The sequence below is a fragment of the Tenacibaculum salmonis genome, from assembly GCF_041053065.1.
Taxonomy (GTDB): Bacteria; Bacteroidota; Bacteroidia; order Flavobacteriales; family Flavobacteriaceae; genus Polaribacter; species Polaribacter pacificus_A.
Genome location: NZ_JBFCVV010000001.1, coordinates 615,695 through 642,279, shown reverse-complemented (window position 1 = coordinate 642,279; position 26,585 = coordinate 615,695). Strand labels below are relative to the sequence as shown.

Genomic DNA, 26,585 nt, shown 5'->3' with positions numbered 1-26,585 from the left:
TGATCAAAGTTACGAATGGGAATTTATAGATAGAGTTGAATTATTCCCTTTATAAAATTAAAACACATAATAAATTAATGCCTGAGAATATTACATACCAAAATTTAGAAAGGAAACAAGTAACATTAATAGTACTTCTTTTTATAGGGTTTCTTCCTATGCTCTTATTTTTATATTGGGGAGGATATCCTTTAACTATTTATTTAAAAGCAAATGAATATAAAAAAGGTCTTTTTTATTTAGATGAATTAGATTGTGGAACAGGAAATGGTAGTGATGATTTTAATTGTTACGGCTATGGAACAATCAATAATAAAAAAGCAAGTGTTAATTTAGGTAAAACACCAGGTGTTAGAACAATATATAAGAACCCAAATTATGCAGATTTGTCATCAGATACTATTAAAGTTTTTTATCGTCCAAATTTAAAACAAACCATAGTGAGAAAAAAGAATGAAGAGAAATTAGATAAAAATAAATATTTAAGAAAAGGTTTAATAAACCTTATTTATCCTATACTTATTTATCCATTTATGTTTTTTTTATATAAAAGAATAACAAAAAAATTAAAACAATTAGAAAATGAACAAACTACATTATAAGCTTTGGCTTTTATTTTATAGTGTATTTACAATTTGTTATGCCCCCCCCGCTAGCGCGAGCATCCTGCTCGTGACGGTATGAGTAAGCGGTAATGATTATATATAAAAGGATTAGTAGTTGTGATAAAAGTATATAGAGAACGAACGAGACGCTCGCACTAGCAAAAAAGAAGTTAAATAAAAAGTGAGTAATGAGTAGAAAATATAAATTTCATAACGAATCAGGAGTATACTTTATAAGTTTTGCTATGGTATATTGGTTAGATATTTTTACAAGGCAGGTTTATTTTTCTGTGTTAGAAGAAAGTATAAATTATTACAGAAAAGAAAAAGGAATGGAAGTATTTGCGTATTGTTTTATGCCGAGTCATGTTCATTTAACAAAAGAGGCTCTAAGAATCTAAAAAAATATTTAGTTTAATTTAATGTTTTGTTAAAGCAGAAATTTCCATAGAAATTTCTGCTTTTTATTTTTTATTATGAATTGTAGTAAGCGATACTATCAATAATTAATTGACTATCAACTGTGCAATTAATTTTGAAATCACTGTAATCATTTAAAAGAACGAAATTTATTTCTCCACCGATATTTTTCTTATCGTGTTTCATTAATTCCATAATATGAGGAATATCATCATCTAAAATAGCGACTTTACCATAGATAGCAATAATAGCTTTTTTAGCTTCTTTAAGTTTATCCGAAGGGAAATTTAAAAGTTTAGAAGAAAGATAAGCTTCACAAATTATACCAATTGCAATCGCTTCTCCGTGTGTTAAATTTTCTTTATGTGCGCTTTCTAAAAAGTAAGATTCTATTCCGTGTCCAATAGTATGTCCCCAGTTTAACGCCTTACGAACGCCGTGTTCTTTCGGGTCTTCTAAAACAACTTCGTTTTTTATTTCGATAGAACGATGAATTAAATCAACAATATTTAATTTTGGATTGTCTTTAATTTCATTAAATAAATGAGTGTCATGTGTCATTCCGTATTTGATAATCTCAGCTGTACCCGATCTTATTTCTCTAGGCGATAGCGTTTGTAAATATTCAGGATCTAAAACAATCAATTCAGGATTCGCAAACAATCCAATTTGATTTTTTAAAACACCTAAATCAACGCCTGTTTTACCTCCAACAGAAGCATCTACCATACTTAATAATGTAGTAGGTATGTTTACAAAGTCAATTCCACGTTTAAATGTAGAGGCTACAAAACCACCTAAATCGGTAATAACACCACCACCTAAGGTTATTAATAAACTTTTTCTGTCTGCGCCTAACTCGGTCATTGCATTCCAAACACCTACGCAGGTTTCAATGTTTTTATGAACTTCACCTGCTTCAATTTGAATAACTTCAATTTTTTTATCTGTTTCTAATAATTCTATAAAACGAGGATAACAATCAGTTAATGTATTATCATCAACTAATATAAAAAGAGAAGAGTAGTTATTAGTACGAATTAAGTTCGCTAATTCTGTATAACCTTTCTCATTAAAATGAATAAGGTATGTTGCTGCTTGAATAGAGGTCATTTTAATATAAAATTTAAAGCAAAAATAAATAGAAAAAACTAAAATATATCATTGAGTACATTTATATTTGTGTTTGAAATAAAATATAACACGACTTCCATTAATGACAATTTTTAACAACACCGAAACTGCTTTTAAATTAAAGTCTGACTCAGAGTTAGAACGCGCATATTTTTTGTTTAAAATGATTCAAAATCAGCCAATGGTTCGTATTGGTACAGCAGTAACTAATTTTGCTTTAAAAGCACACTTACCTGTTGAAGGTTTAATTCGTTCAACTGTTTTTGACCACTTTTGTGGTGGAGTAACCGAAGATGATTGTTTGCCTAATATTGATAAAATGTACACTAAAGGTAATGTGTATAGTGTATTAGATTATTCTGTAGAAGGTAAAGAAGCTGAAGAAAGCTTTGATGATGCTCTTAATAAAATTGTAAGAATTATTCAGTTTTCAGATGAAAAAGAATCAATTCCGTATGCAGTTTTTAAACCAACAGGATTTGGACGTTTTGCTTTATATCAAAAATTAAGCGAAAAAAAGGAGTTATCTGATGATGAAAAATCAGAATGGGCTAGAGTTTTAAATCGTTTTCATACTGTTTGTAAATTAGCTGTAGAAAAAGATGTTCCTTTATTAATTGATGCAGAAGAAAGTTGGATGCAAGATGCAGCCGATGATTTAATTGAAGAATTAATGGAGTTATACAATAAAGACAAAGCAATTGTTTTTAATACATTACAAATGTATCGTCATGACCGTATGGAATATTTACGTGCTTTATACCAAAGAGCTCATCAAAAAGGATATCATATTGGTATGAAAGTAGTACGTGGTGCTTACATGGAAAAAGAACGTGAAAGAGCCGAAGAAAAAGGCTATGCATCTCCTATATGTAAAGATAAAGAAGCTACTGATGACAACTATAATGAGGCTGTTCGTTTTATGATGGAGCATAAAAATATGGCAATATTTGCTGGTACTCATAATGAAGAAAGTTCTTATTTATTAATGAACTTAGCTAAAGAGTATAGTATAAAACCAACTGATAAACGTATGTGGTTTGGTCAATTATATGGTATGAGTGATCATATAAGTTTTAATTTAGCCAAAGAAGGTTATAATGTAGCGAAGTACGTTCCTTTTGGTCCTGTACGTGATGTTATGCCTTATTTAATTCGTAGAGCTGAAGAAAATACCTCTGTAGCAGGGCAAACTTCAAGAGAACTTAATTTAATAAAAATAGAAAGAAAACGTAGAAAACTGTAATGAATACAGTAGGTAAAATAAATTATTTACCTAGTAGTGTTTTATTTATATATAAAACACTAGTTTTGCAACTTTAAAAAACGACCAAGAATGCAACCAATTAGAAATATTGCTATTATAGCCCACGTTGACCACGGTAAGACAACCTTAGTTGATAAAATTATAGATCAAGCAAAAATATTAGACGATCGTAAAGAACGTACTGATTTATTGTTAGATAATAATGATTTAGAGCGTGAAAGAGGAATTACAATTCTTTCTAAAAACGTATCAGTAAACTATAAGAACACAAAAATCAACGTAATAGATACACCTGGTCACGCCGATTTCGGAGGTGAAGTAGAGCGTGTATTAAAAATGGCTGATGGTGTTTTATTATTAGTTGATGCATTTGAAGGACCTATGCCACAAACTCGTTTTGTATTAGGTAAGGCCTTAGAATTAGGTTTAACTCCTATTGTTGTAGTTAACAAAGTAGATAAAGAAAACTGTACTCCTGACATCGTTCACGAAAAAGTTTTTGACTTAATGTTTGCTTTAGAAGCTACTGAAGAGCAGTTAGATTTTACTACTGTTTACGGTTCTGCTAAGAACAACTGGATGAGTACTGACTGGAAAAATGAAACTGATAATATCGTACCTTTATTAGATGCTGTATTAGAATCTATTCCTGCTACTAAGTATAACGAAGGAACTCCTCAAATGCAAATTACTTCTTTAGATTTTTCTTCTTTTACAGGAAGAATTGCTATTGGACGTATTTTCCGTGGAGATTTAGAAGCTGGTAAAGATTACATGTTATGTAAAGCTGACGGTACTAATAAAAAAGTAAGAATTAAAGAATTACACGTATTCGAAGGAATGGGTAAAGTTCAAGTTGATAAAGTTCCTTGTGGAGATATCTGTGCTATTACGGGTATTGAAGGATTCGAAATTGGTGATACTATAGCTGATTTAGAAAATCCAGAAGCATTACCTAGAACAGAAATTGACCAGCCTACTATGAGTATGTTGTTTACAATTAACAACTCTCCTTTCTTCGGAAAAGAAGGTAAATTTGTAACTTCTCGTCATATTCGTGACCGTCTGTTTAAAGAATTAGAAAAGAATTTAGCTTTAAAAGTTGAAACTACTGATTCTGAAGATAAATTTAACGTTTTTGGACGTGGAGTATTACATTTATCTGTATTGATTGAAACAATGCGTCGTGAAGGATATGAATTACAAGTGGGAAGACCACAAGTAATTATTAAAATGGTAGATGGTAAGAAACATGAGCCAATGGAAACATTGTCTATTGATGTACCAGAAGATGTTGCTTCTAAAGCGATTAACTTAGTATCTCTTAGAAAAGGAGATATGTTAGTTATGGAGCCTAAAGGAGATTTACAACATTTAGAATTTTCTATCCCTTCTCGTGGATTAATTGGTTTAAGAAACAAGATTTTAACAGCAACTGGAGGTGCAGCAATTATTAACCACAGATTTAGTGAATATGGTCCTTATAAAGGAGACTTTACTGAAGAAGTAAAAGGAGCTATCGTTTCTGCAGCAACTGGTAAAGCTACTGCTTATGCGTTAAACCGTTTACAAGATAGAGGTAAGTTTTTTATTGATGTAAATCAAGAAATTTATGTTGGACAGGTAATTGGTGAAAACAGTAAATCTGATGAGATGGCTGTAAACTTAATTAAAGGAAAGCAATTAACAAACATGCGTAAATCTGGAACAGATGATGCTATGAAAATTGCTCCGAAAATTGATTTTTCTTTAGAGGAAAACATGGAATACATTAAAGCTGATGAGTACTTAGAAGTTACTCCATTAAGTTTACGTATGCGTAAAATTAACTTTAAAGCATAATTTTAAGAAATTATATTTTAAAATTTTTATATAAAAAAACCACCTATTTTTAGGTGGTTTTTTTTTAGATGATTTATTTTTAATAAACTCCAGGCTCAATTAATGTTGGTTTTTTTACAAATAACTCTTTTTCTCTTTCATAAATTGTTGTGTAGTCATCTGTCGTTATTGAAGGGAAATTAATAGACCATTCAAAAGGGATAACTTTTTCTCTTAAAGAAGCTTCTGAATCAAATATTCTAGCAAGATTTGAGTATAATTCAAATAAATTGTCTGCTTTTAGTTGTTCTTTTTCTAGTAAATTTAATTCTTTATATCTTTCATCTGTATCAAAATCAGAACGTTTTAATAATTCAATATTTTCACAAGAATTAGTATCTAAAATGGTTTTTAAAATTGTTTTATCTGTTCCTCCCAATGAATGACCGATTACTAAAACATCATATTTATCGAAAGTAGCTAATTGATTAAGTACTTTTCTGTAATTTTTGCTTTTTAAATAATCAAAAGTTTTAAAATATTTTAGAAAATCATTATTTTTACTAGCTTTCATTTGTTGATACATTTCGTCTGTATCATCTCCGTAACCAAAAACAATATCTTCGGATAAACTATTGTGAATGTGTATGTTGAAATTAATATTCGCCAAATCACGATAACAGTTTATAGTATTTGTATAATTAAAATTAATGAAAGAGATATTTTCTCTATCGATAAAATGACTTTCAAAAGAATTATTTACAGAACCACTCCATGTTGGTTTTATTTTATCGTTTAAATATTTTTTTAAGGCTTCTTTTATTTCTTGTAAATTATTATTAAGTATTTTTAATTTATGATTATGATTTACTTTTGGTAAATTATAAATATCTTTTAATTCTTCATAATATGCTTGTTCTATGTCGAACCAGTTTTCAAAGGAATTGGAATATAATTTCCCAAGTAATTTATTAGATATTAAAAGTTTAACATATTCATTATTAGAATTTAAAAAAGGAGAAACTTTATCTGTTTTATTTTGTTGAATAAAGTATGAAACATCATTTAAAAATTTGTCGTCTGTTGATTCAGTTGATAAATCACTGAATGTCATTATATTTTGATTAAGGTAAATAAGAAGTTCTTTATTTAAAAACTGTTTGTTATTTTCGAAATAAAATATTTTGGTCAATATAATCTCATTTAAATAATAATTTGCAAAATCATTATAACTTGTTTTTAATCCGTGGGCTAAATCAAAGCCATTACCGATAATTACAATTAAATTTTTACTTTTTTCTTTCATAAGTTTTTAAGTAAATATAATTAACTTTTTAAATTAATTTGTTTAATTTTAATTTTTCCTTGTGAGGTATCAAAAAAAAACAAATATTTGCAGTAAGAATAAAGAACATGAATTTTAATCAAGTACATCATCATCATTATCATATTTGCACTCAGGCGAACTAAAGATGTATTGACTAAAAATAAAATATATTTTAAACCCGTTTGAGCAAATCAAGCGGGTATTTTTTTTCTAAAAAGAAATAAACTACACGTTAATTTGCTCAGATTAAATAATAAAAAAATGAGCAAATTAAGAATTGCAATTCAGAAATCAGGAAGATTAAACGAAGATTCATTAAGTCTTTTAAAAAGTTGTGGTATTTCTATCGATAATGGAAAAGACCAATTAAAAGCTTCTGCAAGTAATTTTCCTTTAGAGGTTTTTTATCTAAGAAATGGAGATATTCCTCAATATTTAAAAGATGGAGTTATAGATATCGCTATTATTGGTGAAAATTTATTAATTGAAAAAGGAGGAGATATTGAGTTTATCGAAAAATTAGGTTTCTCTAAATGTAAAGTATCTTTAGCAATTCCAAAAGCTGATGAATATACTGGATTAACTTATTTTCAAGATAAAAGAATTGCAACATCATACCCGAATACAGTTCAAAATTTCTTGAAATCAAAAAATATTACTTCTCAATTACACATTATTAATGGTTCTGTAGAAATTGCTCCAAATATTGGTTTGGCAGAGGGTATTTGTGATATCGTATCAAGTGGATCTACATTATTTAAAAATAATTTAAAAGAAGTAGAAGTTATTTTAAGATCGGAAGCTGTTTTAGCTGTTTCTCCAAAATTAGAAGCACCTCAAAAAGAAATTTTAGATAAATTACAGTTCAGAATTCAATCGGTTTTAAAAGGAAGACGTTCTAAATATATTTTATTAAACGCTCCTAATGATAAATTAGAAAAAATTATCAGCATTTTACCAGGAATGAGAAGTCCTACTGTTTTACCATTATCAGAAAAAGGATGGAGTTCTGTACACTCTGTTTTAGATAAAAATGAAGTTTGGGGAATTATAGACGAGCTTAAAGAGAATGGAGCAGAAGGTATTTTAGTATGTCCTATTGAAAAAATGGTTGTTTAATCAGTGTTTTAAGAAGAAATAACATGAAAATTATAAAATATCCAGCAGTAAAAGATTGGACATCGCTGTGTAAAAGAGCTACTTTAAATCAAAATAATTTACAAGAAACGGTTCAAAATGTTTTAAATGATGTCAAAATCAATAAAAATAAAGCATTAACAAAATATGCTGAATTGTTTGATAAAGTTTCTTTAACTTCTTTTGAAGTAACTAATACAGAAATTGAAGAAGCTGAAAAATTAGTTAGTTCGGAGTTAAAAGAAGCAATTCAATTAGCAAAAAGTAACATTGAAGTTTTTCATAATTCTCAAAAAGAGGAAGAGAAAAAAGTAGTTACTACTGCGGGTGTTACTTGTTGGCGTAAAAGTGTTGCTATTGAAAAAGTTGGTTTGTATATTCCTGGAGGATCTGCACCTTTATTTTCAACAATATTAATGTTGGCAACTCCTGCAAAAATAGCAGGTTGTAAAGAAATTGTTTTATGTACACCTCCTAATAAAGAAGGAAAAGTTCACCCTGCAATTTTATATACAGCAGCATTAGTTGGTGTTACTAAAATTTTTAAAGTTGGTGGAGCTCAGGCAATCGCAGCAATGGCGTATGGTACAGAAACTATTCCTAGTGTATATAAAATATTAGGTCCAGGAAATCAGTATGTAACAAAAGCAAAAGAGTTGGTTCAGCAAGAAGGGCTTTCTATTGATATGCCAGCAGGACCAAGTGAAGTTTTGGTTATTGCTGATGAAACATCAAACGCTGCATTTGTAGCTGCCGATTTATTATCGCAAGCCGAACACGGAGCAGATAGCCAAGCAGTTTTAGTAACAACTTCATTAGAGGTTTCAGAAAATGTACTTGCCGAAGTAGCGAAGCAAGTGAAAGAATTACCTAGAAGAGAAACCGCCGAAAAAGCATTAGAAAACAGTTTTGTAGTTGTTTTAAATTCTTCGGATGAAATGATTGATTTTAGTAATGTATATGCACCAGAACATTTAATTATTGCGTCTGAAAATACATCAATATATATTGATAAAGTAATCAATGCAGGTTCGGTGTTTTTAGGAAATTATAGTTGTGAAAGTGCAGGTGATTACGCAAGTGGAACAAATCACACGTTACCAACAAACGGATATGCTAAAAATTATAGTGGTGTTTCTTTAGATAGTTTTATCAAAAAAATTACTTTTCAGGAAGTAACAAAACAAGGAATAGCAACTATTGGAAAAGCAATAGAATTAATGGCAGAAGCCGAAGGTTTACAAGCTCACAAAAACGCTGTTACCTTAAGATTAAAAGATATTGAAAATGTTTAATTTAGATAAAATAGTTCGCCCAAATATTCAAAAATTAAAGGCATATTCATCAGCAAGAGATGAATTTAAAGGAACTGCAGAAGTATATTTAGATGCTAATGAAAATCCTTTTGGAGTTTTAAATAGATATCCTGATCCGAAGCAAACAAAAATCAAAGAACGATTATCAGTAATTAAAAAAGTTGCTGAAAATCAAATTTTTGTCGGAAATGGAAGTGACGAAGTAATTGATTTAGCATTCAGAATTTTCTGTGAACCAGGAAAAGATAAAGCGTTAACTTTTTCGCCTACTTACGGAATGTACGATGTTTCGGCAAGTATCAACGATATTGAATTAATTAAGCAACCTTTGGTAAATGATTTTCAAATAAGTTTAAATCAGTTACAACCATATTTAGATATGGAGGATGTAAAAATTATATTTATTTGTTCGCCAAACAATCCTACAGGAAATTGTTTCGAAGACGAAACTATTGAATATATATTGGAGAATTTTAACGGAGTAGTAATTATTGATGAAGCTTATATTGATTTTAGTTCAAGAGCTTCTTATAGTACTCAATTAGAAAAATATCCAAATTTAATTGTAAGTCAAACCTTTAGTAAAGCTTGGGGATTGGCAGCAGTAAGAGTAGGTGTAGCATACGCAAATTCTGAGGTTATCGACTTATATAATAAGGTAAAACCTCCTTACAATGTAAGTACTTTAAATCAAGAAGCAGTAATAGCTTCTTTAGATAATTTAGCTCAATTTGAGGAGAATAAAAACATCATTATCAATGAAAAAGAAAAATTGATTAATGGTTTTAAAAACCTTTCTTTAGTAAAAAAAATATATCCAACTGAAGCTAATTTTATTTTAATAGAGGTAGCAGATGCAAATGCTGTATATACTAAATTAGTAGATCTGAAAATAATTACAAGAAATAGAAATACATTAGTAAATAATTGCCTACGAATTACAGTAGGAAGCACAGACGAAAATAAAAGATTAATTACAGCATTAAAATCACTAACATAAAAAATAACTTATAGTTATTGATTTAAAAATAATAAGATGAAAAAAGTATTATTTATAGATAGAGATGGAACTTTAATTAAAGAACCAGCAGACGAACAAACAGATTCATTCGAAAAATTAGAGTTTTATCCGAAGGTATTTCAAGGATTAAGTAAAATAGCTAAAGAATTAGATTTCGAATTAGTTTTAGTTACAAATCAAGATGGATTAGGAACAGAAGTGTATCCTGAAAATACATTCTGGCCTGTACATAAATTTGTTATGAGAACATTAGCTGAAGAAGGAATTGTTTTTTCTGAAGAAATTATTGATATCACTTTTGCTAAAGATAATCAGCCAACAAGAAAACCAAATACAGGTTTGTTAACAAAGTTTTTTTCTGAAGAATATGACTTAGCAAATTCATTTGTTATTGGTGATCGTTTAACAGATGTTGAATTAGCTAAAAACTTAGGAGCAAAAGGGATTTATATAAATGATGAAACTTTTTTAGGTACTGATGAAATTACAGTTAAAAGAAGTGAATTAGATGATTTTATCGCCTTAGAAAGTAGCGATTGGAATGCTATTTATGAGTTTTTAAAGTTAGAAGAAAGAACGGCTGAAATTGTTAGAAATACCAATGAAACGAAAATTGACATCAAATTAAACCTTGATGGAACTGGTAAAAGTAACATTAGTACAGGAATTGATTTTTTCGATCATATGTTAGATCAAATTGCACGTCATGGGCAAATGGATTTAGATATTCAAGTAAAAGGAGATTTAGAAGTTGATGAACATCACACAATTGAAGATACGGCAATTGCGTTAGGTGAAGTTTTTAATACTGCTTTAGGTAACAAATTAGGAATAGAACGTTACGGATTTTGTTTACCAATGGATGATTGTTTAGCACAAGTAGCTATCGATTTTGGAGGTAGAAATTGGTTAGTTTGGGAAGCAGATTTTAAAAGAGAAATGATTGGTAAAATGCCAACAGAAATGTTTTTTCACTTTTTTAAATCGTTTACTGACGGTGCAAAATGTAATTTAAATATAAAAGCTGAAGGTGATAATGAACATCATAAAATAGAAGCTATTTTTAAAACATTTGCAAAAGCTATAAAAGTTGCTGTAAAAAGAGATAGTAGCAAAATGATTTTACCATCAACAAAAGGAATGCTATAAATAAATATGAATTTTCAATTACAGATAATATTTGTAATTGAAAATTCATAATTGAAAAATACAATATGATTGCAATTATAAAATATAATGCGGGTAATATACGATCGGTTCAAAATGCGATTACGCGTTTAGGATATGAAAGTATTATAACTGATAATCCTGATGAAATACGCCAAGCAGAAAAAGTAATTTTTCCTGGTGTTGGTGAAGCAAGTTCAGCAATGGCGTATTTAAAAGAACGTAAATTAGACGAGCTTTTAGTATCGTTAACTCAACCAGTATTGGGTATTTGTTTAGGTTTACAATTAATGGGAATGTCTTCAGAAGAAGGAAACACAACTTGTTTAGGTATTTTTGATACGGTTACAAAAAAGTTTCCGCCTTTAGAAAAAGTTCCGCACATGGGATGGAATAGTTTTGCTGAAATTAAACCATCAAAAATTGTCGAAAATTTAAATAGTAATGATGATGTGTATTATGTACACGGTTTTTATGCTGAGGTTTGTGAAAATACCATAGCAACCTGTAATTATATCCAACCATTTAGTTCAATTATGCAAAAGGATAATTTTTATGCGATGCAATTTCACCCTGAAAAATCAGCAAGTATTGGTGAAAATTTATTGAAAAACTTTTTAGAATTATAAGGCTTCAAAAATAAAAATAAAAAAATGAGAATTATACCTGCCATAGATATTATCGAAGGAAAATGCGTTCGCTTAACAAAAGGAGATTACGCAACTAAAAAAATATATAACGAAAATCCTGTTGAAGTAGCCAAAGAATTTGAAGACAACGGAATTGAGTATTTACATTTAGTAGATTTAGATGGTGCTAAATCGCAACATATTGTAAATTATAAAATATTAGAACAAATTTCAGCTAAAACCAATTTGAAAATTGATTTTGGAGGTGGATTAAAATCTGATGAAGATTTACGTATTGCTTTTGAAAACGGAGCTAGTCAAATAACTGGAGGTAGTATTGCAGTTAAAAATCCTGACGTTTTTACAGGATGGTTAACTAAATATGGTAGCGATAAAATTATTTTAGGTGCCGATTGTATCAACAGAAAAATAGCAACTCATGGATGGTTAGAAACATCAGAAGTAGATGTTGTTGATTTTATCAAACAATACGAAAAAATAGGTGTGAAAAATACTATTTGTACAGATGTTGCTAAAGATGGAATGTTACAAGGAGCATCAGTTGATTTGTATAAAGAAATTTTAAGTAAAAGTGGCGTAAACTTAACCGCAAGCGGAGGAGTTTCAAGCATGGCAGATTTGATTGAATTAAAAGAAATTGGTTGTGAAGCTGCTATTTTAGGAAAAGCTATTTACGAAGGTTATATCAGCTTAAAAGAATTACAAAAGCTATGTTAAAAAAAAGAATAATACCTTGTTTAGATATTAAAAACGGAAGAACTGTAAAAGGTGTTAATTTTGTTGATATTAAAGACGCTGGTGATCCGATAGAATTAGCAAAACAATATGTAAAAGATGGTGCTGATGAATTAGTTTTTTTAGATATCACTGCTACTTTAGAAAACAGAAAAACATTAGTTGATTTAGTTGAGCAAATAGCACAAGAAATAAACATACCATTTACAGTTGGAGGTGGAATTAGTACTGTTGAAGATGCATCAAAGTTAATTCAAGCAGGAGCAGATAAGGTAAGTATCAATTCATCTGCAGTAAAAAATCCGCAGTTAATTACTGATTTAAAAAATAGGTTTGGAAGTCAGTTTGTAGTAGTTGCTATTGATACTAAACATGTGAATGATACATGGAAAGTATTTACAAAAGGAGGTACTCACGAAACTGAATTAGAAACAGTTGCTTGGGCTAAAGAAGCAGAAAAATTAGGAGCTGGTGAAATTTTACTAACTTCTATGAATAGTGATGGAACTAAGGCTGGTTTTTCAATTGATATAACGAACTCAGTGAGTAGCGCAATTAATATTCCAGTTATAGCATCAGGAGGTGCGGGTAAAGAAGTACATTTTAAAGATGTATTTACAAAAACTCAAGCTAGTGCAGGTTTAGCAGCAAGTATTTTTCATTTTGCTGAAATACCAGTACCACAACTTAAACAATATTTAAAAGAACAAAATATACCAGTACGATGAATATAGATTTTACAAAAGGAGATGGGTTAGTTCCTGTAATAATTCAGAATGATACCACATTACAAGTGTTAATGTTAGGGTATATGAACGAAGAAGCGTTCTTAAAAACAAAAGATACAAATAAAGTTACTTTTTTTAGTAGAAGTAAAAGTAGGTTGTGGACAAAAGGAGAGGAGTCTGGTAACTTTTTAGCTGTAAAAGATATTCAAATAGATTGCGATAACGATACCATTTTAATAAAAGCAATTCCTGCAGGACCAACTTGTCATAAAGGAACGACTTCTTGTTTTGCAGATGAAACTCCAAAAGGGTTTTTATATGAATTAGAGCGTATTGTTTCTGATAGAATTGATAGCGATCATCCAACATCATATACAAACAAATTGTATAAAAGAGGAATTAATAAAGTTGCTCAAAAAGTTGGAGAAGAAGCTGTAGAGCTTGTTATTGAAGCAAAAGATAATGATGCTGATTTATTTAAAAATGAAGCTGCCGATTTATTTTATCATATTGTGATTCTTTTAAAAGCAAAAGGTTTTACGTTAAGTGAAATAGAAGCAGTTTTAAAAGAAAGAAATTAATAGTAATTATTATAATAAATAAGAAAAAGATAGCAAGTTTAAATTTGCTATCTTTTTTGATTAAAAAAACTTTATTTATTACTGAAAATGAAATCATTCAAAATTATTTTTGATTAATTAGTTCAGTTAAATTTTATTACTTATTACTAATAAACCAAAGCATATTAACTATTTTTGCAAAATGAATGAATTCCAACAATTAAAAGACACCTTAAACGAAAGCGTTTTAGATAATAATTTTGTAAAACTAACATTAAGTAAACCTATCAAGAAAAGTGATGGATTACCAAATGTATATGTTCGTTTGGTAAAGATAAAAGGAACAGAAATGTTTCAATTTACGTATCATTATAATACAAATGATAAGGTTAAGAATTATACAATTTCTGAAGCTATTACAGAATTAGAAATTTTATTGATGGACAACTTTAGAGCAGCAACGTTGTTTACGTTATCTAAAGATTTATTGATATTTATTTCTAAAAGAAAGCTAGTTTCTTATCGAGTAAATGCCGCTAGTTTTAAGCATAAATTACCTGAAACACACGACAAACCAAAAGAGCGTTTAGCCGAAGCAGGGAGTTATTTACATCATTTAGGAATTACCGATAAAGAAGGAAAGGTTATTCATAAAATGGCAGATAAATATCGTCAAATCAATAAATATTTAGAAATTATTGAAGGCTTATTAAAATCTACACGCTTACCAAAACATATTAATATTGTTGATATGGGATCGGGTAAAGGGTATTTAACATTTGCTTTGTATGATTATCTAGTAAATCAAAAAAAATACAGCGCAACGGTTACAGGGATCGAATTACGTAAAGAATTGGTAGATTATTGTAATGACGTTGCTGAAAAATCGGCATTTAATAAATTATCATTCGTAGCTCAACCAATTCAAGAATATGATAATAATAAAATTGATATTTTAATCGCATTACACGCCTGTGATACGGCAACAGATGATGCGATTTATAAAGGATTATCTGCAAAAGCAGAATTAATTATTTGTGCACCTTGTTGTCATAAACAAATTCGTCAGCAAGTAAAAGGAAAAGAGCAAGAAAGTCCGTTATTAAAATACGGTATTTTTAAAGAGCGTCATTTTGAAATGGTTACAGATACTATTCGTGCGTTAATCTTAGAAAAAAGTAATTATAACACCAAAGTTTTTGAATTTATAAGTAACGAACATACACGTAAAAATGTAATGTTAGTGGCAAGTAAGTCTATTAAAAAGAACGATATTTCTAAAATTGATGGAAAAATAAGTACTTTGAAAGATGCTTATTTAATTGAAAGTCATTATTTAGAAACACTTGTGTAAAATAATAATTTTAATGTTTTTTATAAAAAACCACTACTTTAGTGGTTTTTTTATTTTTTATAAAGTGTTACAATATATTGATTTTCTGTTAGTTTTATTAAACGAATTGTCTTTGTTTTACATTGTTTAAAATGTATTTTTTATTTCTTTTTTTTAATATATGTTTAAGGGGTTTTACCTTTTTTTGAGGTTAATTGTTAATTTTTTGAAATATTTTTCACTATATTTAAAAAAAAATTAACTAAAATCCCCCGCTTTCTTTATGAAAAAATTGTCTGATGAAATTTTATGGAAATCATTAAAAGAAGGAAATCTAACTGCTTTTGAAGCACTTTTTAAAAATTATTATACTAGTTTATTTAATTATGGTTTAAAAATTTCAGGAAATAAAACAATAACAGAAGATTCGCTTCAAGATTTTTTTATGTATGTATATGAACATCGAGAAAATTTAAGTGATTTAAATAGTATTGCGCCTTATTTATTCACTTCTTATAGGCGATTTTTAATTAAAATACTTCAGAAAAATCAAAAAAACAAGTTTATCAGAAATATTAATGAAAACATTGTTGATATTCATTTTACACCTGAAGAGTTACTAACAAGTCAAGAATCTACTTCTTTTAGAAATAAAAATCTTAGTGTATCGTTAAATAAACTTCCTAAAAAACAACGAGAAGTATTATACTTGAAATACAATTGTGAGCTTAAAACTCAAGAAATAGCTGATGTTATGGGGATTAACTACCAAAGTGTTGTTAATTATATTCATAAAGCTATAAAACGATTAAGAGAGGATATTCAGATTTTACAATTATTTAATTCTTAAATTCGCACTCTCAAAAAGAGTATATATTATAATTTAATTACTTATTGTAATATAAGCATGTATTTTCTATATTTAAATGATAAATAAACTATACAATAATATTGATGATTTCTTAAAAGATACCTCTTTTAAAAACTGGGCTTTAAACTCTAAATTAAGTGATGTTTCTTTTTGGCAGTATTGGTTAATTAATAATCCTGATAAAAAAGAAATTGCAGAAGAAGCTAAAGCAATTATTATAGGAATTCAATTTAAAGAAAACCTTATATCTAAAGAAAAAGTTAATTTTGCTTGGAATGATTTTGAAGCAAAAATTTTAGAAAGAGAGCAAAAAATTAAAAAGAATACTTTTAATAAAAATAGGTGGTTAGCTATTGCTGTAAGTGTTATCCTATTTATTTCAATAGGTATTTATACATTTGTACAAAATAATATTACAAGTTATACTAGTGGATTTGGAGAAATTCTACATATAAAGCTTCAAGATGGTAGCTTGGTTACATTAAATTCTAATTCTACTATTTCTTATTCAAAAGAAACTCCCAGAGAAGTTACATTAAATGGAGAGGCTTATTTTGAAGTAGCTAAAAAGGAAACAACAAATGCGAAATTTTGGGTGTTTACTAATGATTTAAAAGTTGAAGTATATGGTACTAAGTTTAATGTGAAATCTAATACTGATAAAACGCAAGTTTTTTTAGAAGAAGGTAACATTTGGTTAGCTTTAAAAAATGGTACTGCTAAAAAAATGATTCCAGGTGATTTAGTTTCTTTTTCTGCAAATCAAGATAAAATTTTAGAAAATCGCTCAAAAGTATTAGCGACTGAAAATACTTCATGGAAAACAGGTATACTAACTTTTAATAATGCAATTCTATCTAAAGTATTTAAAAAAGTTTCTGAAGCCTATGGTTATGAAGTTGTTTTTAAGAATACTGATCTTAAAAATATATTAATCTCAGGGGCAATACCAACAAGTAATTTAGAAATTTGTTTAAAAGCGATAGAAAAATCGGTAAATGTTATAATTACAAAAGAAAACACTAAATTAGTTGTTTCAAAAAAGTAATTTTATATTCTATCAAACAATTAAGTTATTTTAAAAATCGTTTATTAGTAAACATAATCCTTTTTGGGTTTTTATGTTTTTCCTTGACACTCTTAAGTCAAAATAAAAAAAATACCCAAAAAAATAATATTTCGTTATCTTACCTATTAGCAGACTTAAGTGAAAAATATGCGCTACATTTTACATATAATCCAACAATTATAAAGGGTATTACTATTGATAAATCAAAATTAAAAAACCTTTCTTTAAAAAAAACCTTTCGTCTTTTAAAAAAAATAACATATTTAAATATTGATGCACTAGGTAATAACTATTACGTTATTTACAGTAATACATCCAGAAAAACACCTAAAAAAAAACCTGATTTAATATCAACAAAAAAGAAAATAGAACATACATTTATTAGTGGAGTTGTCTTCAATGAACATTACAGTCCTTTAAAAGGTGCTAGTATTATAGAAAGTCAAACAAATAACGGTACAAGTTCTTCTTCTAATGGTTCTTTTAAATTAAGATTGAAAAAGAATCAACCTATAATAATAGCTCATATTGGCTATAAACCACAAACGGTTATACCTTCAGATAAAAAAACAATTATCATATTAGAATGTTTACATCTTGATGAGGTTTTGATAATTGGTTCTCGTAATAATTTAAGAGCAAAAAAAGATGCTGTAACTGCAATTGATATTATCCATTTAAATAAAATAGCATTAAAGAGTAGTTTGTTAGAGGTTAATCAATTTTTACAATATAACATGCCATCTTTTAATGCGACTAAACAATCTGGAGCTGATGGTGCTGATCATATTGTTCCTGTAACTTATAGAGGTTTAGGTCCTGATCAAACATTGGTGTTAGTCAATGGAAAAAGAAGACATCAGGCTTCGCTTGTTAATTTACAAGGAACAAGAGGTAGAGGAAATTCAGGTACAGATTTGAATACGATACCAATATCAGCCATTAAAAGAATTGAAATTTTAAAAGATGGAGCTTCGGCTCAATATGGTTCTGATGCTATTGCAGGTGTTATAAATATAATTTTAAAAAATAATAAAAATTCATTAAAAGTAAATACAACACTTGGTTTTAATAATGCTACGATTAATACAAGTTCTAAAAATAATAGTGTTGATGGCTTTACTTATAAAGTAGATGTTAATTATGGTACTAAAATATTTAAAAAAGGATTTTTAAATATTTCAACAGATTTTTTATCTAAAGATCATACTTGTAGATTAGGTACTGATGTTAGAGAGCAGTATGGAGATGTAAAAACAAAAAATATAAGTACTTTTTTTAATTCAGAAATTCCTATTTCTAAAAAAACAACATTATATGCTAATGGTGGATATAATTTTAAAGACACACAAGCTTATGCGTTTTCAAGAAAAAAAAATAGCGAAAGAAATGTAATAGCGATTTATCCTGAGGGATTTAATCCTATAATAACTTCTCATATTTTTGATGTATCTTTTTCAGCAGGATTAAAATCAACCTATAAAAAATGGGATATCGATTTTAATAATACCTTTGGAATTAATAATTTTCATTATTTTATTAAAAATAGCTTAAACGCTACGTTGTTAGAAAAATCTCCAACAACGTTTGATGCAGGTGGGCATTTATTAAGTCAGAATACTACTAGTATTGATTTTTCTAAAAATTTTACCGATTTTTTTAAAGGAGTAAATATTGCTTTAGGAGCAGAATATAGATTAGAAAATTACGAAATATTCTCAGGCGAAGAAGCCTCTTATGCATCATATAATATAAAAGGTGATGTTGTAAATAATTTTACACGAGCTAATTTAGTAACTTTAGATGGTAAAATAAGGCCTGGAGCTTCACAAGGTTTTCCAGGATATTCTCCCAAAAATGAACTTAAAAAAAAACGTACTAATTTAAGCTTTTATATAGATACCGAATTTGATTTTACAAAAAAATGGATGCTTGCTACAGCTTTAAGGTATGAAAATTATAGTGATTTTGGGTGTAGAATAAACTATAAACTAGCAACAAGATTAAAATTACTTCCTATACTTAATTTAAGAACTTCTTTTAGTACAGGTTTTAGGGCTCCTTCGTTAGCTCAGGCTTATTATAATTTTAGTTTTACAAATTATGTTGGAAATCAATTGGTTGAATCTTTGCTTATTGCAAATAACAATCCTATTACAGGTAAATTTGGTATTGGTAAATTAAAAGAAGAAATTACTAAAAATACTAGTATAGGAATTACTTATAACCCTAAACATAACTTTGCAATTAATCTTGATACTTACTTTATTTCAATAAAAGATAGAATTATATTGAGCGGTAATTTTAATACTGATGATTTAAATTTACATGCCGAAAATGTACAATTCTTTGCTAATGGAGTAAATACTACTACATGTGGTTTGGATATTAAAGTAAAATGGTTTAAGAAATTTAATAAGTCTAAGTTTTCAATAGATTTATTTGGAAATGTAAATTCGATGAAAATAGATGAAATAAAACATAAAAATCTTGATGAAGAAACTTTTTTTGGTATTCGAGAGCGTCATTTTTTATTAGCATCTGCGCCTAAGAATAAATTTAGTTTGAATTTTAATTATCAAAAAGAAAAATTTAATGCAAATGTAAATGTTACTCGATTTAGTGGTGTTAAATTAATTGATTGGCAAATGAATGAAGATATCTATCTTCCAAAATATACGGTTGACTTGCAGTTGGGATATCATATTTTCAAAAATATAATTTTTCAAACAGGTGCTACAAATATTTTTAACACTTATCCAACTATGCAAGATAAATATACTGATAGTGGAGGTGTTTGGGATTCAACACAAATGGGAACTAATGGTGCTTTTTATTATTCGAAACTTCAATTCTCTTTTTAAAAAAGAAGTGATTTTATTTAAAATTATAAAAAGAATTAGAAGCAATTTCCCGCTTTCCGCACTCGCTTTTTTTGTTTTTGAAAAGAAAAACAAAAAAGAGCTCAAACAATTGCTTCAATCGGGGCTAGGCATTCTTACTTTTTTTTAAAAAACAGCTATATAGTTTTTTATTTTTATCTTCTAAAGAAACAAGAAGAAGCTTTAAAAAACAGCTTAATTTTAAATAAAATATATCAAAATTAAAATTTATCGAACAAACGCTTCTAAAAAATCATAGTCCTAACAACTAAATTATTATATTTGTAGCTCTAAAAATGAAGCCGATACATGTTTAATAATTTAAGTGAAAAGTTAGATAAAGCGTTACATACGCTTAAAGGACACGGGAAAATTACAGAAGTTAATGTTGCTGAAACACTAAAAGAAGTTCGTAGAGCTTTATTAGATGCCGATGTTAACTTTAAAATTGCGAAAGACTTTACTAAAAGAGTACAACAAAAAGCCATAGGACAAGACGTATTAACAACGTTAAACCCAGGGCAATTAATGGTTAAATTAGTTAAAGATGAATTGACTGATTTAATGGGTGGTGACACTGTTGGCATTAATTTAGGTGGTTCAATGAGTGTTATCTTAATGTCTGGTTTACAGGGTTCTGGTAAAACTACTTTTTCAGGAAAATTAGCAAACTTCTTAAAAACTAAAAAATCGAAAGAAGTATTATTAGTTGGTTGTGATGTTTATCGTCCAGCGGCTATTAATCAGTTACAAGTTGTTGGAGAACAAATTGGTGTTGAAGTGTATGCAGAAGTAGACAATAAAAACCCTATTGAAATTTCTGAAAATGCTATTAAGCATGCAAAAGCAACGGGTAAAAATGTAGTGATTATTGATACTGCTGGTCGTTTAGCTGTTGATCAGGAAATGATGGATGAAATTTCAAACATTCATAAAGCTATAAATCCTCAAGAAACATTATTTGTTGTAGATTCTATGACGGGTCAAGATGCCGTAAATACGGCAAAGGCTTTTAATGATATTTTAAATTTTGACGGTGTTGTACTTACCAAATTAGATGGTGATACACGTGGTGGAGCTGCATTATCTATTAAATCAGTTGTAAATAAACCTATTAAGTTTATTGGTACTGGTGAAAAGATGGATGCAATTGATATTTTTCACCCAGATCGTATGGCAGATCGTATTTTAGGAATGGGAGATGTTATCTCATTAGTAGAACGTGCCCAAGAACAATATGATGAAGATGAAGCTAGGAAACTTCAGAAAAAAATTGCAAAAGATCAATTTGGTTTTGATGACTTTTTAAGTCAAATTCAACAAATCAAAAAGATGGGTAGCATGAAAGATTTAGTAGGAATGATTCCTGGTGCTGGTAAAGCCTTAAAAGATGTTGAAATTGATGAAGGCGCTTTTACAGGTATTGAAGCTATTATACAATCGATGACTCCGTTTGAAAGAAGTAATCCTGCTTCTATTGATGCAAATCGTAAAAAACGAATTGCAAAAGGTTCTGGTACATCAATACAAGAAATTAATCAGTTGATGAAGCAATTCAATCAAATGAGTAAAATGATGAAGATGATGCAAGGCGGTGGCGGAAAAAAAATGATGCAAATGATGCAAAACATGAAATAGCAACAAAGAGAAGCTTTTGCTTCTCTTTTTCTTTACATATAATTATTAACAACAACACAGTACAAAATGATTTTACTAGACGGTAAAAAAACATCAGCAGATATTAAAGAAGAAATTGCTATTGATGTATTAGATTTAAAAAATCAGGATAAAAAAACACCTCATTTAGCAGCTGTTATAGTTGGTAATGATGGTGCAAGTTTAACCTACGTTAATGCAAAAGTAAAAGCTTGTGATAGAGTAGGTTTTGAATCATCTTTAATTAGATTGCCTGAAAGTACCACTGAAAAAGAATTATTAAATGAAATAGCTATATTAAACATTGATAATGATATTGATGGTTTTATAGTACAATTACCTTTACCTAGTCATATTAATGAACAAAAGGTTTTAATGGCAATAAACCCCGACAAAGATGTTGATGGTTTTCATCCAATGAATGTTGGTAAAATGGCATTAAATTTACCAACTTTTATTTCGGCAACACCTTATGGTATTTTAGAATTATTAGACCGTTATAAAGTAGAAACTTCTGGTAAACACGTAGTGGTTATTGGTCGTAGTCATATTGTTGGTAGCCCAATGAGTATTTTATTAGGGCAAAAAAGAAAAGTTGGAAATGCTACTGTAACTTTAACACATAGTAGAACAACAAACTTAAAAGAAATTACATTACAGGCTGATATTATTATCGCTGCAATAGGAATTCCTGAATTTTTAAAAGCAGATATGGTTAAAGAAGATGTAACTGTTATTGATGTAGGTATTACTCGTATTGCCGATTCATCTAAGAAAAATGGTTTCCGTTTAGTTGGTGATGTTGATTTTAATGAAGTTGCTCCAAAATCAGCTTTTATAACACCTGTTCCGGGAGGAGTTGGTCCAATGACAATAGCAATGTTATTAAAAAATACATTATTAGCTTCTAAAAGAAATAATCAATAATATTTTTTTAAAATATTACATATAGTAAAAATCACTTTACATTTTTTGTAAAGTGATTTTTTATAAATAAAATACTTTTTTTAATAAAATGTAAACAGTACAAAATAAACATTTAAAATTAAAAGCAAACAAGTATATTTGCAAACGCAAATTTTCAATAAATACATAGAATGAAAGCAGGAATTGTAGGGTTACCAAATGTAGGAAAATCAACATTATTTAATTGTTTATCAAATGCAAAAGCGCAAAGTGCAAACTTTCCGTTTTGTACTATTGAGCCAAATGTTGGTGTTGTAAATGTACCAGATAAAAGAATTCAGGTTCTAGAAGGTATGGTAAACCCTGAAAGAGTAATGCCTGCAACTGTTGAGATTGTTGATATTGCTGGTTTAGTAAAAGGAGCAAGTAAAGGAGAAGGTTTAGGTAATCAGTTTTTAGCAAATATTAGAGAAACAGACGCTATTATTCACGTATTACGTTGTTTTGACAATGATAATATTATTCATGTTGATGCTTCTGTAGATCCTATTAGAGATAAAGAAACTATCGATATTGAGTTACAATTAAAAGATTTAGAAACTGTTCAAAAACGTTTAGAGCGTGTAAAAAGAACGGCTAAAACTGGTAATAAAGAAGCTCAAATAGAATTAGAAATTTTATTAAAAGTTGAAGAAACTTTATTACAAGGTGTTTCAGTAAGAGCAATTGATTTTTCAGAAAAAGATCAAGAAATTGTTGATACATTACAATTTATTACATCAAAACCTGTATTATATGTTTGTAATGTTGACGAAGGTGCGGCTGTAAACGGTAACGATTATGTTACTAAAGTAAGAGAAGCGGTAAAAGATGAAAATGCAGAAGTAATTGTATTGGCGGTAGGTACTGAAGCTGATATTACTGAATTAGACGATTACGAAGAACGTGAAATGTTTTTAGCCGATATAGGTTTAACAGAAGCTGGTTCAGCTGTTTTAATTAGAGCTGCTTATAAATTATTAAACTTACAAACTTATTTTACCGTAGGTGTAAAAGAAGTAAGAGCTTGGACTATTAATATTGGAGATACTGCACCACAAGCTGCTGGGGTTATTCATACCGATTTTGAAAAAGGATTTATTCGTGCTGAGGTAACAAAGTATGAAGATTATACTACCTTAGGAGGTGAGCAAAAAGTAAAAGAAGCAGGTAAATTAGGCGTAGAAGGAAAAGAATATATCGTGCAAGACGGTGATATTATGAATTTCAGATTTAACGTTTAATATATTTATTAGGGCGTTCGGGCGGGCTTTCACTACTCGCTTTTTTTATTTTTTTAAGAAAAATAAAAAAGAGCTCAAACAAGCCGTTCAATCCCTAACGCAAAATAAAAAACAAAGCAAACGTTGTAGAATTTTCTACAGCGTTTTTTTGTACCTTTCAATTAAATTATCAAGAATAAAAAATACAGATGCAATTAGAAAAATCAACACTACAATTTTTAAAAGACTTAAAAGAGAATAATAATCGTGATTGGTTTGCCGAGCAAAAAACAACTTTTGCTGAGGTTCAAAATAAAGCCAAAGATTTTTATGGACATATAAGAGCCGACTTAGAATTAGCCGATAGTATTGATAAATTTAAGTTGTTTCGTATTTATAGAGATGTTCGTTTTTCAAAAGATAAAACGCCATATCAACCACATTTTGCGGGTTCATTTTCTCGAAAAGGAAATCATTTAAGAGGCGGTTATTATTTAAGAATTCGTCCAGGAGGCGAAAGTTTTTTAGCAGGTGGTTTTTGGGAACCTAATAAAGAAGATTTACTTCGTATTAGAAAAGAAATTGAAATGGATGCTTCTGAATTTAGAGCTATTTTAAATAATTCTGAGTTTGTTAAAAATTTCGGAAACAAATTTGAAGGTGCTGAATTAAAATCTGCACCAAGAGGATTTGATAAAAATCATCCTGATATCGATTTATTACGAAAAAAAGGATTTATAGCCGTTCGTAATTTTACGGATAAAGAAGTATTATCTAAAGATTTTTTATCAGAAATAAATACATCTTATAAAGCTCTACGACCTTTTTTTGATTTTATGAGTGAGATTTTAACCACCAATTTAAATGGCGAAAGTTTAATTTAAACTACGCTTAATTTCTCTGTTTAAGTATAAAAAAGTAACTAAGGTTGCTAAAAAATCGGCAATAGGAAAAGACATCCAAACACCATCTATTCCATAAAATTTAGGTAAAATATAAACTAACGGAATTAATAAAAAACCTTGTTTTAAAAGTGTTAGTAGTAATGCTGGCAATGCTTTTCCAGCAGCCTGAAAATAAGCAGAACCAATTAATTGTGTGGTAATTACAGGAGTTGCCAAAAATGCGATAATTAAAGCATCCGAAGTAAGATTTATAAGTTTTTTATCATCAGTAAAAAGACTTATTAACTCCGTAGGAAATACCATAATTACAATAAAAATAAATGTAGCGATTACTGTACCGAATAAAATGGCTGTTTTTATAGATTCTTTGACTCTTTTTGAATCATTTGCTCCGTAATTATAACCTGCAATGGGTAAAAATCCCTGAGTAACTCCGAGTACAGGAAATAAGGCAAATAACATTATTCTATTTATAATTCCGTAAACGGCAATAGATATTTCTCCACCATATTTAAACAATGTATAGTTTAATATGATAATTAAAATACTGATAGTTCCTTGTCTAATAATTGTAATTCCTCCGAGTGAAATAATTTCTTTTAAAATAGATAAATCAATCTGAAAATATTTCGGAATAATTTTTAAGTCGGTATTTTTTGATAAAAAGAACCATAAAATAAAAAGTCCACTTACTCCGTATGAAATAGAAGTTGCTAATCCTGCTCCAAACATTCCTAAATTTAGAAATTTTATAAAAATAACATCTAATAAAATATTAGCTATTGCAGGTAATATCATGGTAAACATTGCGTAATTTGGTTTTCCAACAGCTCTAATAACAGGGTTTCCCATCATGGCAAAAGCTAAGAAAGGAACTCCCCAGATAATAACTCGAAAATATTCTGTAGCAGGAATTACAATACTTCCTTTTGCACCAAATAATTGTAAAATAGAAAAACAAAAAAAAGTTCCCATCCCAACAAATAATACAGACAAACCAACTGTTAAAGTAATTTGATTTCCAAGAACTTTAAAAGCTTTTAAAGTATTACCTTTTCCTAAAGACCTAGAAATAATAGAGCTCCCTCCAATACCAATTCCCATTCCTATAGATGAAATTAAAAAAGCAATCGGTAAAACGACAGTAATAGCCGCAATAGCCATTACACTAATCCAACGACCAACAAAAATAGTATCAACAATCATATTTAATGACATCACCAAAATTCCTATAGAAGCTGGTATTGCTTGTTTTAATAATAGCTTACTTATTTTTTCGGTTCCAAAATTGCTTGTTGTTTTATTCATAGATTATTTTAAAGATCCGAATATCCGTAATATTATGTTATTGTAATAAAATCAGCGGTATATTTAAGTAATAATTAACATCATTCGTGTAATTTTGTGGTATGAATTTTTACGAAAAAAAATATATCGTTACACGTAGCGAAATTGATGAATACCAACATGTAAATAATGTGGTATATGTGCAATGGATGCAAGAAGTATCTACAGCACATTGGTTATTATTAATAAAAGATGTTCCTAAACCAGATTATGTTTGGTTTGTAATTCGACATGAAATAGATTATAAAAAACAAGGAGTTTTAGGTGATGAAATAACAGTGAAAACATGGGTTGGTGAAACAGAAGGAATACGCTCTATTCGTCATTTTGAAATGCATAAAGGTTCGGATTTATTAGTGAAATCACAAACATCTTTCTGCTTGTTAGATGCAGCGACACAAAAACCAAAAAGAATAACTAAAGAAGTAACAAACTTACTTTTAGGAAAAAAATAAGCAATATATTT

The 26,585-nt window shown here is 28.7% G+C and carries 24 protein-coding genes; 21 read left to right on the top strand and 3 right to left on the bottom strand.

Annotated elements, in window-relative coordinates; translation table 11 throughout:
* The first annotated feature begins 77 nt into the window (after window positions 1-77).
* Window positions 78-602 (top strand): hypothetical protein, encoded by a 525-nt coding sequence (locus tag AB0T67_RS02625; protein ID WP_369219025.1) that lies wholly within the window; start codon window positions 78-80, stop codon window positions 600-602.
* Between the two features lie 191 nt (window positions 603-793).
* Entirely contained in the window at window positions 794-1,006 is a 213-nt protein-coding gene (locus tag AB0T67_RS02620) for a transposase (RefSeq protein WP_455432236.1), read from the top strand.
* A 73-nt stretch (window positions 1,007-1,079) separates the two neighbouring features.
* Here the strand turns inward: AB0T67_RS02620 and aroB are convergent, their stop codons facing one another.
* Entirely contained in the window at window positions 1,080-2,138 is a 1,059-nt protein-coding gene (gene aroB / locus AB0T67_RS02615) for a 3-dehydroquinate synthase (RefSeq protein WP_369219024.1), read from the bottom strand.
* A 103-nt stretch (window positions 2,139-2,241) separates the two neighbouring features.
* Between aroB and AB0T67_RS02610 the strand changes: the two genes are divergently transcribed.
* The gene (locus AB0T67_RS02610) at window positions 2,242-3,405 is read left to right on the top strand and encodes a proline dehydrogenase family protein (RefSeq protein ID WP_369219023.1); all 1,164 of its coding nucleotides are present in this window, start codon (window positions 2,242-2,244) and stop codon (window positions 3,403-3,405) included.
* A gap of 90 nt (window positions 3,406-3,495) precedes the next feature.
* Complete coding sequence (typA, locus tag AB0T67_RS02605) at window positions 3,496-5,268, top strand: translational GTPase TypA (RefSeq protein ID WP_271231932.1); 1,773 nt, start codon at window positions 3,496-3,498, stop codon at window positions 5,266-5,268.
* Window positions 5,269-5,347: 79 nt separating this feature from the next.
* On the opposite strand, the gene AB0T67_RS02600 is transcribed toward typA, so the two are convergent.
* Window positions 5,348-6,553 carry an AbiH family protein gene (locus tag AB0T67_RS02600; RefSeq protein WP_369219022.1) on the bottom strand — a complete coding sequence of 402 codons (1,206 nt, stop codon included), beginning with the start codon at window positions 6,551-6,553 and terminating at the stop codon, window positions 5,348-5,350.
* A gap of 282 nt (window positions 6,554-6,835) precedes the next feature.
* Between AB0T67_RS02600 and hisG the strand changes: the two genes are divergently transcribed.
* From hisG to AB0T67_RS02520, 16 genes are all read left to right on the top strand, one after another.
* Window positions 6,836-7,693, top strand: coding sequence for an ATP phosphoribosyltransferase (gene hisG / locus AB0T67_RS02595; protein WP_369219021.1), 858 nt, complete (start codon window positions 6,836-6,838; stop codon window positions 7,691-7,693).
* A gap of 23 nt (window positions 7,694-7,716) precedes the next feature.
* A complete protein-coding gene (gene hisD / locus AB0T67_RS02590) occupies window positions 7,717-9,006 on the top strand; it encodes a histidinol dehydrogenase (RefSeq protein WP_369219020.1) in 1,290 nt (429 codons plus the stop codon).
* Window positions 8,999-10,027, top strand: a complete 1,029-nt coding sequence (gene hisC / locus AB0T67_RS02585; RefSeq protein ID WP_369219019.1) for a histidinol-phosphate transaminase — start codon at window positions 8,999-9,001, stop codon at window positions 10,025-10,027. The genes hisD and hisC overlap by 8 nt, the downstream gene beginning before the upstream one ends.
* A gap of 36 nt (window positions 10,028-10,063) precedes the next feature.
* Complete coding sequence (gene hisB / locus AB0T67_RS02580; RefSeq protein WP_369219018.1) at window positions 10,064-11,197, top strand: bifunctional histidinol-phosphatase/imidazoleglycerol-phosphate dehydratase HisB; 1,134 nt, start codon at window positions 10,064-10,066, stop codon at window positions 11,195-11,197.
* A gap of 65 nt (window positions 11,198-11,262) precedes the next feature.
* Window positions 11,263-11,844, top strand: a complete 582-nt coding sequence (gene hisH, locus AB0T67_RS02575) for an imidazole glycerol phosphate synthase subunit HisH (RefSeq protein ID WP_369219017.1) — start codon at window positions 11,263-11,265, stop codon at window positions 11,842-11,844.
* Window positions 11,845-11,868: 24 nt separating this feature from the next.
* Window positions 11,869-12,582, top strand: coding sequence for a 1-(5-phosphoribosyl)-5-[(5-phosphoribosylamino)methylideneamino]imidazole-4-carboxamide isomerase (gene hisA, locus AB0T67_RS02570; RefSeq protein ID WP_369219016.1), 714 nt, complete (start codon window positions 11,869-11,871; stop codon window positions 12,580-12,582).
* Window positions 12,576-13,328 carry an imidazole glycerol phosphate synthase subunit HisF gene (gene hisF, locus AB0T67_RS02565; RefSeq protein WP_369219015.1) on the top strand — a complete coding sequence of 251 codons (753 nt, stop codon included), beginning with the start codon at window positions 12,576-12,578 and terminating at the stop codon, window positions 13,326-13,328. Before hisA ends, hisF begins: the two co-directional genes overlap by 7 nt.
* Window positions 13,325-13,909 carry a bifunctional phosphoribosyl-AMP cyclohydrolase/phosphoribosyl-ATP diphosphatase HisIE gene (gene hisIE, locus AB0T67_RS02560; RefSeq protein ID WP_369219014.1) on the top strand — a complete coding sequence of 195 codons (585 nt, stop codon included), beginning with the start codon at window positions 13,325-13,327 and terminating at the stop codon, window positions 13,907-13,909. The genes hisF and hisIE overlap by 4 nt, the downstream gene beginning before the upstream one ends.
* A 181-nt stretch (window positions 13,910-14,090) precedes the next feature.
* Complete coding sequence (locus AB0T67_RS02555) at window positions 14,091-15,242, top strand: class I SAM-dependent methyltransferase (RefSeq protein ID WP_369219013.1); 1,152 nt, start codon at window positions 14,091-14,093, stop codon at window positions 15,240-15,242.
* A gap of 262 nt (window positions 15,243-15,504) precedes the next feature.
* Window positions 15,505-16,071, top strand: coding sequence for an RNA polymerase sigma factor (locus AB0T67_RS02550; protein WP_271231939.1), 567 nt, complete (start codon window positions 15,505-15,507; stop codon window positions 16,069-16,071).
* A gap of 76 nt (window positions 16,072-16,147) precedes the next feature.
* Window positions 16,148-17,140, top strand: a complete 993-nt coding sequence (locus AB0T67_RS02545) for a FecR family protein (RefSeq protein WP_369219012.1) — start codon at window positions 16,148-16,150, stop codon at window positions 17,138-17,140.
* 83 nt (window positions 17,141-17,223) lie between these two features.
* A complete protein-coding gene (locus tag AB0T67_RS02540; protein ID WP_369219011.1) occupies window positions 17,224-20,025 on the top strand; it encodes a TonB-dependent receptor plug domain-containing protein in 2,802 nt (933 codons plus the stop codon).
* A gap of 327 nt (window positions 20,026-20,352) precedes the next feature.
* Complete coding sequence (gene ffh, locus AB0T67_RS02535) at window positions 20,353-21,681, top strand: signal recognition particle protein (RefSeq protein WP_369219010.1); 1,329 nt, start codon at window positions 20,353-20,355, stop codon at window positions 21,679-21,681.
* A 66-nt stretch (window positions 21,682-21,747) separates the two neighbouring features.
* The gene (folD, locus tag AB0T67_RS02530) at window positions 21,748-22,626 is read left to right on the top strand and encodes a bifunctional methylenetetrahydrofolate dehydrogenase/methenyltetrahydrofolate cyclohydrolase FolD (protein ID WP_369219009.1); all 879 of its coding nucleotides are present in this window, start codon (window positions 21,748-21,750) and stop codon (window positions 22,624-22,626) included.
* Between the two features lie 170 nt (window positions 22,627-22,796).
* A complete protein-coding gene (ychF, locus tag AB0T67_RS02525) occupies window positions 22,797-23,888 on the top strand; it encodes a redox-regulated ATPase YchF (protein ID WP_271231943.1) in 1,092 nt (363 codons plus the stop codon).
* A 188-nt stretch (window positions 23,889-24,076) separates the two neighbouring features.
* On the top strand, window positions 24,077-24,751 hold the full coding sequence (locus AB0T67_RS02520; protein WP_369219008.1) for a DUF2461 domain-containing protein: 675 nt from the start codon (window positions 24,077-24,079) through the stop codon (window positions 24,749-24,751).
* Here AB0T67_RS02520 and AB0T67_RS02515 read toward each other — a convergent pair.
* Complete coding sequence (locus AB0T67_RS02515; RefSeq protein ID WP_369219007.1) at window positions 24,743-26,080, bottom strand: MATE family efflux transporter; 1,338 nt, start codon at window positions 26,078-26,080, stop codon at window positions 24,743-24,745. The genes AB0T67_RS02520 and AB0T67_RS02515 overlap by 9 nt on opposite strands.
* Before the next feature lie 101 nt (window positions 26,081-26,181).
* Here AB0T67_RS02515 and AB0T67_RS02510 point away from each other — a divergent pair, with 101 nt between their 5' ends.
* Complete coding sequence (locus tag AB0T67_RS02510; RefSeq protein WP_271231946.1) at window positions 26,182-26,574, top strand: acyl-CoA thioesterase; 393 nt, start codon at window positions 26,182-26,184, stop codon at window positions 26,572-26,574.
* Window positions 26,575-26,585 lie beyond the last annotated feature (11 nt).